14 protein-coding genes and 1 tRNA gene are annotated in these 12,971 nt (G+C 67.4%); 6 read left to right on the top strand and 9 right to left on the bottom strand.

From position 1 onward, the window contains the following. Positions 1-69: 69 nt before the first annotated feature. The gene (locus AC5P8U_RS11740; protein ID WP_049414674.1) at positions 70-1,296 is read left to right on the top strand and encodes an ATP-binding protein; all 1,227 of its coding nucleotides are present in this window, start codon (positions 70-72) and stop codon (positions 1,294-1,296) included. After that, positions 1,293-1,856, top strand: coding sequence for a response regulator transcription factor (locus AC5P8U_RS11735; RefSeq protein ID WP_005409063.1), 564 nt, complete (start codon positions 1,293-1,295; stop codon positions 1,854-1,856). Before AC5P8U_RS11740 ends, AC5P8U_RS11735 begins: the two co-directional genes overlap by 4 nt. Before the next feature lie 102 nt (positions 1,857-1,958). On the opposite strand, the gene pgi is transcribed toward AC5P8U_RS11735, so the two are convergent. From pgi to pcnB, 6 genes are all read right to left on the bottom strand, one after another. Continuing rightward, positions 1,959-3,473: a glucose-6-phosphate isomerase gene (pgi, locus tag AC5P8U_RS11730; protein ID WP_072168337.1), complete on the bottom strand. Its 1,515-nt coding sequence runs from the start codon at positions 3,471-3,473 to the stop codon at positions 1,959-1,961. Beyond that, positions 3,470-3,850: an aspartate 1-decarboxylase gene (gene panD, locus AC5P8U_RS11725; RefSeq protein WP_006432456.1), complete on the bottom strand. Its 381-nt coding sequence runs from the start codon at positions 3,848-3,850 to the stop codon at positions 3,470-3,472. Before panD ends, pgi begins: the two co-directional genes overlap by 4 nt. Positions 3,851-4,011: 161 nt before the next feature. Then, on the bottom strand, positions 4,012-4,851 hold the full coding sequence (gene panC, locus AC5P8U_RS11720) for a pantoate--beta-alanine ligase (protein ID WP_061480289.1): 840 nt from the start codon (positions 4,849-4,851) through the stop codon (positions 4,012-4,014). Continuing rightward, positions 4,848-5,663, bottom strand: coding sequence for a 3-methyl-2-oxobutanoate hydroxymethyltransferase (gene panB / locus AC5P8U_RS11715; RefSeq protein WP_014646749.1), 816 nt, complete (start codon positions 5,661-5,663; stop codon positions 4,848-4,850). Before panB ends, panC begins: the two co-directional genes overlap by 4 nt. Positions 5,664-5,697: 34 nt before the next feature. Beyond that, complete coding sequence (folK, locus tag AC5P8U_RS11710; RefSeq protein WP_072168338.1) at positions 5,698-6,183, bottom strand: 2-amino-4-hydroxy-6-hydroxymethyldihydropteridine diphosphokinase; 486 nt, start codon at positions 6,181-6,183, stop codon at positions 5,698-5,700. A 3-nt stretch (positions 6,184-6,186) separates the two neighbouring features. Beyond that, positions 6,187-7,560 carry a polynucleotide adenylyltransferase PcnB gene (gene pcnB, locus AC5P8U_RS11705; protein ID WP_049411322.1) on the bottom strand — a complete coding sequence of 458 codons (1,374 nt, stop codon included), beginning with the start codon at positions 7,558-7,560 and terminating at the stop codon, positions 6,187-6,189. A gap of 52 nt (positions 7,561-7,612) precedes the next feature. On the opposite strand from pcnB, the gene AC5P8U_RS11700 reads away from it, so the two are divergent. Beyond that, a tRNA-Glu gene (locus AC5P8U_RS11700) sits at positions 7,613-7,687 on the top strand. Between the two features lie 350 nt (positions 7,688-8,037). Here AC5P8U_RS11700 and AC5P8U_RS11695 read toward each other — a convergent pair. Further along, positions 8,038-9,462: a sugar porter family MFS transporter gene (locus tag AC5P8U_RS11695; protein WP_072168339.1), complete on the bottom strand. Its 1,425-nt coding sequence runs from the start codon at positions 9,460-9,462 to the stop codon at positions 8,038-8,040. Positions 9,463-9,656: 194 nt separating this feature from the next. Between AC5P8U_RS11695 and fdxA the strand changes: the two genes are divergently transcribed. Then, positions 9,657-9,980 carry a ferredoxin FdxA gene (gene fdxA, locus AC5P8U_RS11690; RefSeq protein ID WP_005409054.1) on the top strand — a complete coding sequence of 108 codons (324 nt, stop codon included), beginning with the start codon at positions 9,657-9,659 and terminating at the stop codon, positions 9,978-9,980. 198 nt (positions 9,981-10,178) lie between these two features. On the opposite strand, the gene AC5P8U_RS11685 is transcribed toward fdxA, so the two are convergent. Together AC5P8U_RS11685 and dapA are read right to left on the bottom strand one after the other, a co-directional pair. Further along, positions 10,179-10,694: a hypothetical protein gene (locus AC5P8U_RS11685; RefSeq protein WP_005416115.1), complete on the bottom strand. Its 516-nt coding sequence runs from the start codon at positions 10,692-10,694 to the stop codon at positions 10,179-10,181. 32 nt (positions 10,695-10,726) lie between these two features. Continuing rightward, entirely contained in the window at positions 10,727-11,620 is an 894-nt protein-coding gene (gene dapA / locus AC5P8U_RS11680; protein WP_061480294.1) for a 4-hydroxy-tetrahydrodipicolinate synthase, read from the bottom strand. A 164-nt stretch (positions 11,621-11,784) separates the two neighbouring features. On the opposite strand from dapA, the gene AC5P8U_RS11675 reads away from it, so the two are divergent. After that, on the top strand, positions 11,785-12,345 hold the full coding sequence (locus AC5P8U_RS11675; RefSeq protein ID WP_005409051.1) for a glycine cleavage system transcriptional repressor: 561 nt from the start codon (positions 11,785-11,787) through the stop codon (positions 12,343-12,345). A 79-nt stretch (positions 12,346-12,424) separates the two neighbouring features. After that, positions 12,425-12,904: a peroxiredoxin gene (locus AC5P8U_RS11670; protein WP_049411307.1), complete on the top strand. Its 480-nt coding sequence runs from the start codon at positions 12,425-12,427 to the stop codon at positions 12,902-12,904. The last annotated feature ends 67 nt before the right edge of the window (positions 12,905-12,971 follow it).

The raw sequence follows: 12,971 nt of genomic DNA, 5'->3' as shown, positions 1-12,971 counted from the left end.
CAGCCTGCGGCACGGCTGCGGCCGATTGTCGCAGGCATGTACACGCATGAACGCATACGATGAGCGTGAATGACCGGTCCCGACGCCCCGTTTCTCCGTACCCTGTGCAGCCTGCGCTGGCTTGCCGTAGGCGGCCAGGCCGCCACCATCCTGGTCGCGACCTGGGTGCTGGGCCTGCCGTTGCCGCAGCTGCCGTTGTGGGCCGGCGTGGCGGTGCTGGCCCTGTTCAACGTCTACACCCAGCTGCGCCCGGAAGCGGCCGACACTGCGCCGCTGACCGCATTCGGCCATATCCTGGTGGACGTGATCATCCTGACCTGGATGGTGGGCTGGAGCGGCGGCATGGCCAACCCGTTCAGTTCACTGTTCCTGATCCTGATCGCGCTGGCCGCCTTCGCCCTGCCCCTGCGCTGGGCACTGGCGGTCGCGCTGGCCTGCCTGCTCGGCTACGCCGCCAGCGGCATCTTCGGGCAGGCGCTGCCGGACGGCTACTTCCGCGCACAGGACCTCAATCGCTGGGGCGTGGTCGCCAACTTCCTGATTTCCGCCACAGTGGTGCTGGCCTTCTCCACCCGCCTGGCACTGGCCCTGCGGGAGCGCGAACTGGAACTGTCGGCACTGCGTGAGCGCTTCGCCCGCAACGAGGGCATCGTCGCGCTGGCCACCCATGCCGCCTCGGTGGCACATGAACTGAACACGCCGCTGGCGACCATGACCCTGCTCGCCGACGATGTCGCCGAGCGCAGCGAAGAGCCGGAAGTGCGCGAAGACATGGAGACCCTGCGCGAGCTGCTGGTGCAGTGCCGTGAGCGCGTGCTGGCACTGGCCGCCCCGGCCTCGGCCGACGCGCCGGGCCGCAGCCATTCCAGCGCCCAGCAGGTGCTGGAGCAATGGCGCCTGGTGCGACCGACCATCGACCTGCATCGCAACGACGATGCGCCGCTGCGGCTGCCGCTCGACCCGGGCGTAGGCCACCTGCTGATGGTCCTGCTCAACAATGCCGCCGATGCCGGCGAGAAGGCCGGCCGGCCGCGCGTGGACCTGGACCTGCGCATCGAGGGCGACGACCTGATCGGCGAAGTACGCGACTACGGCCATGGTTTCGACGCCCGTGCCGCCGTGCTGCCGGGCAAGCTGTTCGGCAGCAGCAAGAGCGAGGGCATGGGCGTCGGCCTGGCCCTGTCCCATGCCACCATCGAACGCCTCGACGGCGAGATGTGGATGCGCCCGGCCCAGGGGGCCGGCAGCCGCGTCGGCTTCCGCCTGCCGCTGGCCCCACGCGAGGAAACCCCATGAGCGCCTCAACCCTTGGTCTGCTGGTCGACGACGACGAGCTGTACCTGCGTACCCTGCAGCGCAGCCTGGCCCGCAAGGGCCTGGAAACACAGACCGCACAGGATGCCGCCAGTGCCCTGGCACTGGCCCGCCAGCATCCGCCGGCGTTCGCGCTGATCGACCTGAAGCTGGGCAGCGATTCCGGCCTGGCGCTGATCCAGCCGCTGCGCGCACTGCGCGCGGACATGCGCATCCTGCTGGTGACCGGCTATGCCAGCATCGCCACCGCAGTGGAGGCGATCAAGCTGGGCGCGGATGATTACCTGCCGAAGCCGGCCACGGTGCCGATGATCCTGCGCGCGCTTGGCGAGGAGGACGACGGCCCGGCCGACGACGGCGAAATGGAAGTGCCGGACGCGATGACGCCGATCAGCCGCCTGCAGTGGGAACATATCCAGCAGGCGATGCACGAGACCGGCGGCAACGTGTCAGCGGCCGCACGCCTGCTCGGCATGCACCGGCGCTCGCTGCAGCGCAAGCTGGCCAAGCGGCCCAGCCCGGAACGCGATCCGAGCCGGTGAGACGCCACGTCGTGCACCGGTAGTGCCGGCCGCTGGCCGGCAACCTCGTGAACGATTGAAGCATCGCCTGGATGCCGGCCAGCGGCCGGCACTACCCGGGCATCAGCCCTTCAACTGCGCCAGGATCTCGCGGGTCATCGGATCGGCAACCGCCACATCCTCGCCCTGCAGCGCCGGCAGCAGGCCACTGGCCAGCTGCTTGCCCAGCTCGACACCGAACTGGTCGAAGGCGTTGATGTTCCAGATCACCGACTGCACGTATACAGCGTGCTCGTACATGGCGATCAGTGCACCCAGCGCCTGCGGGGTCAACGCGTCGAGCAGGATCAGCGTGCTCGGCCGGCCCCCCGGGTAGTCGCGGTGCGGATCTTCGCTGCCCTGGCCATTGGCCAGCGCTTCGGTCTGCGCCAGCAGGTTGGCCAGCAGGGCCTGGTGATTGATCGTATACGGATCATCGTTGTGCACACAGCCGATGAAGTCGGCCGGAACGATGCTGGTGCCCTGGTGCAGCGCCTGGAAGAAGCTGTGCTGCACGTCGGTCCCTGCCCCGCCCCACCACACCGGCACGGTGTCGACGGTGACCGGCTGGCCGTCGCGCTGCACGCGCTTGCCCAGGCTCTCCATCACCAGCTGCTGCAGGTAAGCCGGCAGCAGCGCCAGGCGCTGGTCGTAGGTCATCACCGCGTGCGTGGCATGGCCCAGCAGGTTACGGTTCCAGATGTCGGTGAGGCCGTGCAGCACCGGCAGGTTGCGCTCCAGCGGTGCATCCAGCGCATGCGCATCCATCTGCGCGGCGCCTTCCAGCAGCTGCTCGAAACGCTCGAAGCCGATCGCCAGTGCGATCGGGAAACCCACCGCCGACCACAGCGAATAACGGCCACCGACCCAGTCCCACATCGGCAGCACGCGATCGGCGGCGATCGCGAAGGCCTTGGCGGCGCGCTCCGGATTGGCGCTGACCGCATACAGGCGCTCGCTGCCACCCAGCCAGTCGTGCAGGATCTGGCCGTTGAGCAGGGTTTCCTGGGTACCGAAGGTCTTGGAGATCAGGATGCCGGCGGTCTTCGCCGGATCCAGCGTGGCCAGCGTGCGCTGCATGGCGGCGCCGTCCACGTTCGACACGAAATGCACGCGCAGGCGCGCACCGCTGACCGGGCGCAGCGCATCGGCGACCAGGCGCGGCCCGAGGTCGGATCCCCCGATGCCGACACTGACCACATCGGTCACGCCGCTGTCTTCCAGCGCGCGCACCAGCACGCCCATGCGCTGGCGGATGCCGCGCGCGGTGGCATAGGCCTCGGCCGCCACCGGCGCATCGACCACGTCGCCACGCAGCGCGGTATGCAGCGCGGCGCGGCCTTCGGTCAGATTGACCTGCTCGCCGCGGAACAGGCGGGTGATGGCGCCGCCGACATCACGCTCGGCAGCCAGCGCCAGCAACGCCTGCAGCGCCGCGGCATCGTACTTCTGACGGGCGAAGTTGACGTACAACGGACCGACCCGCAGCGCCAGGTCCTGCACGCGGCCGGGTTCGGCGGCGAGCAGGCTGGGAATGCTTGCGCCCTTCAGGCGCTGGGCGTGGGAATGCAGCGAGTCGAATCCGTTGTTCGTTGTCATGCGGCCTGGGTCGGGATCGTGTCGTTGGTGTGGGTGATCTGGTTGTTGCCATCAACGTACACCAGCTTCGGCTTGAAGCTGTCAGCTTCCTGCTCGGTCATGCTGGCGAACGCGGCGATGATGATGATGTCACCGACCTGCACGTGGCGCGCGGCGCCACCGTTGAGCGAGACAACGCCGCTGCCGGCTTCGGCGCGGATGGCATAGGTCGAGAAGCGCGCACCGTTGGTCACGTCCCAGATGTGCACCTGTTCGAACTCGCGGATGCCAGTGGCAGCCAGCAGGTTGTCATCGATGGCGATCGAGCCTTCGTAGTTCAGCTCGGAATGGGTGACGGTGGCGCGGTGGATCTTGGTCTTGAGCAGGGACAGGTGCATGGGGGGCGCTGCAACGGCAAAGGAAAGAGCGGATTCTAGCACCCGCACAGCGCCGGGCATTACGGCCGGCAACCTGTTCAGGTAGGCGGTGAAACCGGGGTCGGATCCCTTTTCCCTGGGAAAGGGATCTGACCCCATGCATCGCGCGGCACCGCCGGAACTCAGAACTCCAGGTTGTCGATCAGCCGGGTGGTACCCAGCCGTGCGGCGATCAGCGCCACCCGGCCGCCGCCGTCGAAGGTCGGCTCGGCCAGCTCCGGAGTGCGCAGCACCGCGTAGTCAACCTGGAAACCGGCCGCCTGCAATGCGGCAGTGGCCTCGGCCTCGATGCGTTCACGAGCCTGCCCGGCCACGTAGCCTTCGCGCATGCCCAGCAGGGTCCGGTGGATGGTGGTCGCGACCGGACGCTGTTCAGCGCTCAGGTACTGGTTGCGCGAGCTCTTGGCCAGGCCATCCTCGTCGCGCACGATCTCGGCGCCGACGATCTGGACCGGGAACGACAGCTCGGCCACCATCTGCTTGATCACGGCCAACTGCTGGTAGTCCTTGCGACCGAACACGGCCACGTCCGGCTGCACCTGCAGGAACAGGCGTGCCACCACCGTGCAGACGCCATCGAAGTGCCCCGGACGGCTGGCACCTTCCAGCACTTCACTCACGCCCGGCGCGTGCATGCGCGTGGTCTTGTCCACGCCCAGCGGGTACATCGCCTCGACGCTGGGCAGCCACACCGCATCACAGCCAGCCTGCTCCAGCCCGGCCACGTCGGCCTCGGGCGTGCGCGGGTAGCGGCTGAAGTCCTCGTTCGGCCCGAACTGGGTCGGGTTGACGAAGATGCTCGCCACCACCTTGTCGGCGTACTGGCGGGCCAGCGCCACCAGCGAATGGTGGCCCCCATGCAGGTTGCCCATGGTCGGCACCAGCGCCACGCGCAGGCCCTCGCGCTTCCACTGGGCGATCTGCCCGCGCAGCGCGCCGAGCTCGTTGAAGGTCTGGATCATTGGGCGTACGCGTGCTGTTCGTCGGGGAAGCTGCCGTCGCGCACGGCGTCGGCAAATGCGCGGGTGGCACCGGCCACCGAGCCGCCTTCGGCAAGGAAATCCTTGACGAACTTGGGACGGCGATGGCCACTGTCCAGGCCGAGGAAATCGTGCAGCACCAGCACCTGGCCATCGCACTGCGGGCCAGCACCTATACCGATGGTCGGCACATCCACCGCAGCGGTCACTTCGGCGGCGACGGGGGTCGGCACGCATTCAAGCACCATGATGCTGGCGCCTGCGGCGGCCACGGCCCTGGCATCCTCCACCAGCTGGCGCGCAGCATCGCCGCGGCCCTGGATCTTGAAGCCGCCCAGGCGCAGCACCGATTGCGGGGTCAGGCCCAGGTGCGCGCAGACCGGAATCTCGCGCTCGACCAGGTAGCGGATGATGTCGACCTTGAAGCCGGCACCTTCGATCTTGACCATCTCGGCACCGGCCTGCAGCAGCTGCAGCGAGGCATCCAGCGCGCGTTCCGGGGTGGCATCGGCGCCGAACGGCAGGTCGGCCACCAGCAGCGCACGCTGCAGCACGCGGGCCACGGCGCGGGTGTGGTAGACCATGTCGGCCACGGTCACCGGCAGGGTCGAATCATGACCCTGCACGACCATGCCCAGCGAATCGCCGATCAGGATCAGATCGACGCCGTTGGCATCGAAGGTGCGGGCGAAGCCGGCGTCGTAGGCGGTCAACATGACCAGCTTCTGGCCATTGCGCTTGGCCTCGGCCAGGGCGGGAACGGTCCAGGGCTTGCTGTCTGCGTGGGTGCTCATGTGCTGATAACCGGGGGAGATAACCCGGTCATTATCACCCTATCGGCGCAATCCCGCAGGCATCCACCCGCACCACTGCATCCCGCACGCTGCCATGACCGGGAATGGCCAGATCAGGCGCGATTTCGGCCAGCGGCACCAACACGAAGGCGCGCTCGTGCAGGTAGGGATGGGGTACCTGCAGACCGGGCTGATCGAGGACCTGCGTGCCATACAGCAGCAGGTCCAGGTCCAGCGCGCGCGGCCCCCAGTGCACCGCCGGATCGCGCACGCGGCCAAAGCCCCGCTCCAGCGCCAGCATGGCATGCAGCAACTCATCGGCCGCCAAGGTGGTTTCGACCGCAGCCACGGCATTGACGAACGGCGGCTGGTCTTCATTGCCCCAGGCCGGGGTTGCATAGAGCCGCGAGGCCTGTCGCAGGCGCGTTCCCGGCAGGCCGTCCAGCGCGGCAATCGCCGCGCCCACGGTCGCGGCCGCGTCGCCAAGGTTGGCGCCGAGGCCGATCCAGGCGAGGGTCATCGCTTACTCGCCCGCCGCAGCAGCACCGGGACGTCGACGGCGACGGCGGCGCTTGCGCGGTGCCCCGCTCTCGTCATCGCCGTCTTCACTGTGCATCGCATCCAGCGACGACTCCAGCTCGCGACCGGACTGCGCCTGTGCTTCGCGCCAGAACTCGACATCCACTGCATGCTCGGACGAAGCGACCTGGCGCAGGCTGAGGAAATCGAACGCGGCGCGGAAGCGCGGGTGGGTCAGGGTACGGAACACGCGCTTGCGCTGGCGCGAGCTGAAGCGCGACTGCAGCAGCCAGATCTCCTGCATCGGCAGCGAGAAGCGGCGCGGCAGCGCGATGGTGCTGAGCTGCTGCACGGTGACCCGGTCGGCGGCGCGGCGCTGCGCCTCTTCCGGTGCCACCCCCTGCTTGAGCAGGGTCGCCTGTGCGCGGCAGAACGCCGGCCACAGCAGCAACGCGAACAGGAACGCCGGCGAGACCGGCTCGTCGTTGGCCACGCGGGCATCGGTGTTGGCCAGGCCTTCGACCAGCATGCGGCGCAGCGCGCCGGTGCGGTTGGACTTCAGCGCCTTGGCGCTCTCCGGGAACAGCACGTCGAGCAGGCCGTAACGCTCAAGGCCTTCGAAGCTGGCCACGCCGTGCCCGGACAGGAACAGCTTGAGCACTTCCTCGAACAGGCGCGCCGGCGCGGCTTCATTGAGCAGGCCGGCCAGGTGCGGGATGGGCGCAGCGGTCCCCTCTTCGATCTGGAAGCCGAGCTTGGCCGCCAGGCGCACCGCACGCAGCATGCGCACCGGGTCTTCCCGATAACGCTGCTCGGGATCGCCGATCAGCTTCATCAGGCGCGCCTGGACGTCTTCGAAGCCGCCGGTGTAGTCGCGCACCGAGAAGTCCTCGATGGCGTAGTACAGGGCGTTGCAGGTGAAGTCTCGGCGGACCGCGTCGTCTTCGATGGTGCCGTACACGTTGTCGCGCACGAGCATGCCGTTTTCCATCTCGCGGTCGCCGCTGCCGTCATCGCTGTTGGCACGGAAGGTGGCGACTTCGATGATTTCGCGGCCGAACACTACGTGGGCGAGGCGGAACCGACGACCGATCAGGCGGCAGTTGCGGAACAGCTGCTTGACCTGTTCGGGCGTGGCATCGGTGGCCACGTCGAAATCCTTGGGTTGGCCATTGACCAGCAGGTCGCGCACCGCGCCGCCGACAAGGTAGGCGCCGAAGCCGGCATCGCGCAGGCGATAAAGCACGCGCAGGGCGTTCGGGCTGATGTCCTTGCGGGAGATCGTGTGCTGGTCGCGCGGGATGACGCGCAGGCTGAACGGTGATGTAGCAGGGGAAATGATGTTGGCGCTTCCGGTTGAAGTTTCGGGATTGCCCAATGGCATCGAGGTGCATATACTAGCGCTCCTGCCTCGGCAGCGACACAGTTACGCTCCCTTCGTCTAGTGGTTAGGACGTGGCCCTCTCAAGGCTAAAACAGGGGTTCGAGTCCCCTAGGGAGCGCCAGTCGCCGCAGCAGGAACCGAAAAAGCCCGCCTTGTGCGGGCTTTTCTGTTTTCCGGGGTTGCAGTGATTGCGGTCGGATTGGCCGCTTGTGCGCCTCTCTGTTCCTGCGTGGGAGGGGGCGGGCCACCCTGGCCTGGACACGCAAAAGCCCATCCATGGTGCTCGATGGCGCCATCCATGGCGCCAACGGTCCAGGCCAGGGTGGCCCGCCCCCTCCTGACAGTTTCCCGCGAAGGCGGCACGAACAGCCTCGCTCATCCGCAGCCAATTCAATCCCGACGTGCTGTCTTGGATCGGCTGGCCTGCCGCCTCCCCATGAAGAAAGCAGGCGCTGAAACACAGGCCGGCCGTCAGCCTTCCATCTGCTCCAGCTCCTTGCCCTTGGTCTCGCGCACGTAGCGGACCACGAAGACGATCGAGAGGATCGCCGCGACGGCGTAGATGCCATAGGCGCCGGCCAGGCCGATGCCGGCCAGCAGCATCGGGAACGTCACGGTGATCGCGAAGTTCGAGGTCCATTGCGCCGCACCCGCCACCGCCAGCGCCGGGCCGCGGATCTGGTTGGGGAACATCTCGCCCAGCATCACCCACATCACCGGGCCCCAGGACATGTTGAAGAACACCACGTAGACGTTGGCTGCCACCAGCGCCAGCCGCCCCATGCCATCGGACAGCTGCAGGCGCCCATCGACAAGGCTGCCGCTGGCAAACGCCACCACCATCAGCACCAGCGCCACCGACATGCCGACCGAACCGATCCACAGCAGCGGCCTGCGCCCGATGCGGTCGATCAGCAGTACCGTCAGCAGGCAGGCACCGATGCTCAGCGCGCCGGACAACACGTTGATCAGCAGCGCGTCGCTTTCCGAGAAACCCACCGCCTGCCACAGCACCGCGCCGTAGTAGAACACCACGTTGATGCCGACCAGCTGCTGGAAGATGGCCAGGCCGATACCCACCCAGAGAATTGGGCGCAGCTTGCCGGTGGTCTTGTTGCGCAGGTCGCCGAAGCGCGGCTTGTGCTGGTCCTGGGCAAGGCTGGCTTCGATCTCGGCCTGCTTGGCGGTGGCCGCGGCCTCGCCGTACAGCCGCGTCAACACCGCCCTCGCCTGCCCCTGCCGCCCCTTCAACACCAGGAAGCGCGGGCTTTCCGGGATCACCAGCAACAACAGCAGGAACAGCCCCGAGGGCAGCGCCTGCATCCAGAACATCCAGCGCCAGGCCTCATGGCCCAGCCACAGGGGCGCGGTCGAGGCGCCGGCGGCACGCGCCAGCAGGTAATTGCTGAGGAAGGCCGCAAACAAACCGCAGATGATCGCCATCTGCTGCACCGTGGCCAGCCGGCCGCGGTAACGCGCCGAGGCGACTTCGGCGATGTAGGCCGGTGACATCACGCTGGCCGCGCCCACCGCGAAACCGCCCAGCACGCGGGCGGCGATGAACAGCCAGGACGCGTGGGCCGCGCCGGCACCGAGCGCCGAGACAAGGAACATCAGCGCTGACACGATCAGGACACCGCGGCGCCCCAGGCGATCACCCAGCCACCCGGCCAGGAAGGCGCCGATCGCGCAGCCCAGCAGCATCGAGGCGACTTCGAAACCGAGCGCCGCCTCACTGGAGTTGAAGGCCTGGCGGAGGCCATCGACCGTGCCATTGATGACACCACTGTCGAAACCGAACAGGAATCCACCAAGGGTGGCCACGCAGCTGATCAGGACGATGAATGCAGTGTTCTCACCGCCATGCGGCGCGGTGCTGGGCTGGGTTTGGGACATGGACGATCCTGCTGGGAAGGGAGTCCGGCCACGGTGGGCGACCGAGTGCCCCGCAGCGTCGCACAGCCCCCGCCGTGCCGCCAATGACTCCCACGGTCGCGCCTGCCAGACGCCCGTTTTCCGCCCCGCGCCGACACCGGGGGCCAACCTGTTCTAGAATTGGCGGGTTCAGGAATCGATCCACCCCCAAGCCCATGCCCTTTGTCGTCACCGAAAACTGCATCAAGTGCAAACACACCGATTGCGTGGAAGTGTGCCCCGTGGATTGCTTCCACGAAGGCCCGAACTTCCTGGTGATCGACCCGGATGAGTGCATCGACTGCACCCTCTGCGAGCCGGAGTGCCCGGTCAATGCGATCTTCCCGGAGGACGACGTTCCTGCCGGACAGGAAGGCTTCGTTGCCCTCAACGCCGAGCTGGCGAAGGAGTGGCCGGTGCTGACCGTGCGCAAGGACCCGCCCGCCGACGCCGGCGAATGGGATGGCAAGCCGGACAAGCTGAAGCTGCTGGAGCGCTGAGAAGCGCCCACGGCGGTAACGAAAAGGGCGCCCATGGGCGCCCTTTTCTGTTCTTCGGCAGACCCCAACCGTGCGTTCCGGCCGGTGCCAACCGCGCGACCTGGTAGGTGCCAACCTTGGTTGGCACAAAAGCGCCGACCAAGGTCGGCCGCTACCAGAGCGGGTGCGGACCAAGGCCCGCAGCCACCCGACCAGCCCTTACTGGGCGAGCTTCGCCTTCAGCGCGGCGATCAGCTTCACCGGCGCTTCGGCGGTGGCCGGCAGGCCACGCGGGTCAACCGCGGAGATGTAGGCGCCGGCATCGACGGCCACTACGCGGACCAGGAAGTTGCTGCCCTCGTAGGCCACGTCGTACGAACCCAGCAACTGCGCGCGGCTGGCGATGGTCACGCCCTCCACGCCTTCCAGTGCGGTACCGACCTTGGCGAAGGCTTCATCCTTGCCACCGGCAATGGTGAAACCGGTGCTGCCGGCTGCCGGAGCCGCAGCAACCGGCGCCGCCGGCTTGGTGGCCGAGGCCAACGTCGGCACCTTGTTGTCGGTGGTGGCATTGGGCAGGTTCAGGTCCGGCGGCACTTCCAGCGGACGCATTTCCGGGGCCAGGGCGTAGTCGCCCTTGGCGCCGCGCTTGAAGCAGCCGGTGGTGCCGGCAGCGACCGCCACAGCAAGCAGGGCATAGGACAGCACGCGGACGGTGGAAACGGATTGACGCATGTGAATCTCCTGGGTCAGACCAAGACGGAAGGTCAGTGGCTGGAAAGGGCTTCGAGGGCGGCGATGTCGCCGGCAAGATGGTCGGCAGCCGGATGATGCGCTGCCGACAACGGCAGCAGTGGCAGGCGCAGGTCGTGACCGATGCCGATGCGGCGCAGCAGCGCCTTGACCGGGATCGGGTTCGGTTCGACGCCGCAGAAATCATGGAAGGGATGCAGGCGCGCATCCCACGACGCGGTGGCTTCGTGGTCGTGTGCGGCGGCCAGCTCGCACATCCGGCGGTAGGCACCGGGAAGCACGTTGGAACCCACTGAGATCAGGCCGTCGATACCGGCCTGGATCGAACGCGCGGCCGTACCGTCGTCCCCGCTGAGCACGGCGAACTGTGGGCTGCGCAGAGCGAGCAGCGCCTGCACCCGGCCGGTGTCGCCCACCGCCTCCTTGATGCCGACGATGTTGGGGTGGCTGGCCAGCTCGGCCACAGTCTCAGGCTGCATGTCGCAACCGGTACGGCCGGGCACGTTGTACAGCACGACCGGCAGCCCGCCCTGGTCGGCCACCGCACGGTAGTGCGCGATCAGGCCGGCCTGGGTGGGGCGCACGTACGGCGGCGTGACCACCAGCGCGTGGCTGGCGCCGAGGGCGGCGGCACGACGGGTCTGTTCGATGGTCTTGGCAGTGCCCGAAAGGCCGGTACCGGCCATGACCGGAATGCGACCGCCGATGCGCTCGACCGCGCTGGCCAGCAGCAGGTCGTACTCGGCGTCGGTGAGGGTTGCCGCTTCGCCGGTAGAGCCGGCTACGACAACGCCATGGACGCCACCTTCCAGTTGCAGGTGCAGCAGGCGCTGCCAACCGTCGGGATCGAGGGCGCCGTCGGCCCGGAACGGGGTCGCCAGCGCGGTGATGAGGCCGGAAAGGGACAAGGACGTGCTGCTCTTGGCTGGGAAGGGAAAACGCCCGCCACGAAAGGCCGGGGGCGACTTGAATGTTACTTGCGGCGCGAAAGCACGGGCAAGTATGCTGGACACCGGTGAATCCCCGCCTCTGGCGGGCATTCAGACTAACGCATGCATTACCCGGAATCGCCTTGACCGACACCACCCCGCGCCCCGCGCCGAGCGAAAACCACCTCCTGATCAACGCCTATACGACGCATCCGGAGTCCCCCCTGCTGTCCGTCACCCGCCGCATCGCCGACAGCGGCTGCAATCTGGTGGATGCACGCCTGGCCACGGTCGGCCGCGATGTCTCGGTCACCGCCCTGGCCACCGGCTCCTGGGACTCGGTGGCCAAGCTTGAGGCGATGCTGACCCGGCTGGAGCGCGAGGAAGGCCTGAAGCTGGTCTGGTACCGCACCGCCGCCAAGCAGGCGCAGTCCAACCTGCTGCCGTACATCGTCGAAGTGATCGCCGCCGACAAGCCGGGCATCCTGTTCCAGCTGGCCGACTTCTTCGACCGCCAGGGCATCACCATCGAGAACCTGCAGAGCACGCGCTACCGCGCCATGCAGACCGGCGCGGAAATGTTCAGCGCACAGGTCACCATCGGCGTGCCGGCCAACATGCACATCGCCGCGCTGCGCGACGATTTCCTCGAGTTCTGCGATCACCTGAACCTGGACGCGATCATGGATCCGATGAAGTTCTGATTCTTCGCGCGTCTCTCACGGGCGCGTGGCGTTTCATGTAGCTGTAATGGCAAGAACCCAGGCTCGACAGAAGGACCTCATGAACAACGGCGACACCCTGGACAGCACCACCCTCTCCCTGCCACTGGCCCTGTCCGGCGGCGACCAGGCCACCCTCGGCGACTATGCCGGCCAATGGCTGGTGCTGTACTTCTATCCCAAGGACAGCACCCCGGGCTGCACCACCGAAGGCATCGACTTCAACGCCCTGCTGCCGAAGTTCAGGAAAGCCGGCGCCGTCGTGCTGGGCGTCTCGCGCGACTCGGTGAAGTCGCACGACAACTTCTGTGCCAAGCAGGGCTTCAATTTCCCGCTGGTCAGCGATGGCGACGAAGCGCTGTGCAGCGCCTTCGACGTGATCAGGATGAAGAACATGTACGGCAAGCAGGTACGTGGCATCGAACGCAGTACCTTCCTGATTTCCCCCGACAGCCGCATCGTGCAGTCCTGGCGCAAGGTCAAGGTTGCCGGCCATGCCGATGCCGTTCTCGCCGAACTGAAGGCCTCCCAGTCCAAGTGAGTCCCACTGCCTACTGTGTCTGCCATCACCCTGCCCCGCAGCAGGCCGTGGTGGTTTTTCCCTGTCC

Source organism: Stenotrophomonas sp. YJH_SMC_81 (genome assembly GCF_059370875.1).
The sequence above is the reverse complement of the archived record's forward strand: the minus strand, read 5'-3'. Positions and strand labels throughout refer to the sequence as shown.

Coding starts and splice junctions, on each gene's coding strand:
- AC5P8U_RS11740 (WP_049414674.1), top strand. CDS start 70: ATGACCGGTCCCGACGCCCCGTTTCTCCGTACCCTGTGCAGCCTGCGC.
- AC5P8U_RS11735 (WP_005409063.1), top strand. CDS start 1,293: ATGAGCGCCTCAACCCTTGGTCTGCTGGTCGACGACGACGAGCTGTAC.
- pgi (WP_072168337.1), bottom strand. CDS start 3,473: ATGACAACGAACAACGGATTCGACTCGCTGCATTCCCACGCCCAGCGC.
- panD (WP_006432456.1), bottom strand. CDS start 3,850: ATGCACCTGTCCCTGCTCAAGACCAAGATCCACCGCGCCACCGTCACC.
- panC (WP_061480289.1), bottom strand. CDS start 4,851: ATGATCCAGACCTTCAACGAGCTCGGCGCGCTGCGCGGGCAGATCGCC.
- panB (WP_014646749.1), bottom strand. CDS start 5,663: ATGAGCACCCACGCAGACAGCAAGCCCTGGACCGTTCCCGCCCTGGCC.
- folK (WP_072168338.1), bottom strand. CDS start 6,183: ATGACCCTCGCCTGGATCGGCCTCGGCGCCAACCTTGGCGACGCGGCC.
- AC5P8U_RS11695 (WP_072168339.1), bottom strand. CDS start 9,462: ATGTCCCAAACCCAGCCCAGCACCGCGCCGCATGGCGGTGAGAACACT.
- fdxA (WP_005409054.1), top strand. CDS start 9,657: ATGCCCTTTGTCGTCACCGAAAACTGCATCAAGTGCAAACACACCGAT.
- AC5P8U_RS11685 (WP_005416115.1), bottom strand. CDS start 10,694: ATGCGTCAATCCGTTTCCACCGTCCGCGTGCTGTCCTATGCCCTGCTT.
- AC5P8U_RS11670 (WP_049411307.1), top strand. CDS start 12,425: ATGAACAACGGCGACACCCTGGACAGCACCACCCTCTCCCTGCCACTG.